Genomic DNA, 1,994 nt, shown 5'->3' with positions numbered 1-1,994 from the left:
AGCGTTCGTTCATAGCGGCTATGCACTCTGCTTGCCGGGTGTTGGCAGAGGGGACACATTGCCGTGAGAGCAAGAACGGCAACGATGAGCAAGATTGGCAGACTACATTCGGGTTGGGCGCTGTAGTGCCGAATCTTCATTCCCGGAAACGCGAAATCTAGAAACATGGCAAGACTCCAGAGAGATTTTTAAAGAATAATACTCTCCAGATCCTGCGGCGATCTTGCGGCGGCGTTTTCGGTGTTTGCTCTCGGGGCTTCATCGAAAGTGGCGCAGAACCCAAAAGAGATTGACAAAATCACGGTGCGACCTTGCTGCACTTCCAACTATGCTGGGTCTGACTAAAGAGCTTTTTGAAATATCAATCGGACTCCAATTACTACAAAAGCCTATTGTGAGAAGCATAGACGACTTCGTCGCCACTTCCCGCCGTTTTGGTGAAGTACGAGATTTGCTAGCTCATTTGCCTTGTAAATTAACTCCAGATTTCACACCTGCGTATGCTTGGCAGACTCTGATGCGTTGGCTTCTCCACTTCCTACCGCAACGATACACCTATACTCGACCAAGGCATAGCGAGGTATTCGTGCGAAAAATGAAGAGCGATTAGGATACCTCACTCACCTCGTTATTATAGAGCCCCTCCTTACTATCTAGGAAGGACTCGTTCCCCAAGCCCGAATGGTCATAGAAGTCCACGGAAAGGCTCGGGAGCGTCACCTTCACCCGGAAGCGCAAACGGGGATTGGTCTCTTGCTCAAAATTGTCGTAACCGAGATAGCTGATCTTTCCCGACTGCCGGTGCAGTTTGATCACATCGACGTCTTCAATATCTCCAGAAAGTGCGCGGGCACACCCCTCGTAGATTCGCAAGAGTGGCTCCGTATCAGCAAGAGCACTGTGATGGAGCAGAAGCGCATTGTCCACAAGCCGCCCAAGGGGAGAGCGGCAGCAAGCCGCATCAATAGCAGTGGCATCGCCCACTTTGAAGAGAAGCGCATCTGCCTCTGCACAGGCACGTTGGTAGGTGCCGAAAAACGCCTTCGCATCGCGCTGGGTGGAGGATGGCAGTGTGGAGAGTGGCGGTCGCTTCGGAAAGCGTGAGAGAGCCAGAAAGACCAGAAGATCTTCAGCACGCTTTGCGGCGATAGCGGCCCACGCATCCGCTCCCGTGACGCGGTTCACGATCGACAGCGCACGCTTCGGGGAGCCAAGCCTTGCCACGAGCTCGGCGTACTCAGGAAAGTCCTCAGGGCCAGGGAGCCGTCCTAGGCGGGCCAGTGCAGCCATGAATGGCTGAAGAACCTCCTGGTGCTTCTCAAACAGCGTCTCCGACTGCCGTGCACGCGGGATCGGAACCGCGCGATGGTAGCGATTCGCGAGAAACTGCTGCCGGGCGCTTTCCTGGCGAAAGACATAAAACACCCCTGGAGCTGCGGGGATCGCTTCCACACCAAGCGTGCGCTCCAGATAGCTCCGAAGCTCCGACTGGGTATAGTACTTCTGAAAGGTATTGCGGGAGGTCAAAACCCCATCGGCGAAGGCGAGCAGCTCCTTGTCCGCCGCTGCGAAATCGAGCTGAGCCGCCACCACGAGAACGCCAAGACAGAGATTCCATGCCTTCTTCAGCACCTCGGAGCGCTCGTGAGGGTTCTCGATCACATTGATGACGTAGCTGAGATTGACAACATCGGCTGGTGTGACAGCACCATCGGGACGGTGAACCGGATCCCAACCGCTACAGGGAATCTGGAGGTCATCGAGAAACTCCAGGTCCTGGCCGCGCCCACAACCATAGTCAAAGAGGGTTCGAGAAGAGTCCACCAAGCCATCACGCAGCAGGCAACGCACGGGAAGCGAGAAGCCCGCGCGGCGGATCGCGGTCTTGTGTCGGTGTATCTCAGGAATAGTATTCACTCATGGTTCGCTCATTTTTTGTGGCGGTAAAACAGATTGCTCCACCAGGCGAATGTACACCTCTGGCAAAGAATCCA

1 protein-coding gene is annotated in these 1,994 nt (G+C 55.0%); it reads right to left on the bottom strand.

Annotation, left to right across the window (positions count from 1 at the left end; translation table 11 throughout):
- Nucleotides 1-606: 606 nt before the first annotated feature.
- Entirely contained in the window at nucleotides 607-1,917 is a 1,311-nt protein-coding gene (locus RMO15_RS21125; RefSeq protein WP_309716708.1) for a DNA phosphorothioation-associated putative methyltransferase, read from the bottom strand.
- Nucleotides 1,918-1,994 lie beyond the last annotated feature (77 nt).

The sequence above is a fragment of the Armatimonas sp. genome, from assembly GCF_031410135.1.
GTDB lineage: Bacteria > Armatimonadota > Armatimonadia > Armatimonadales > Armatimonadaceae > Armatimonas.
This window is presented reverse-complemented; position numbering and strand designations above follow the sequence as displayed.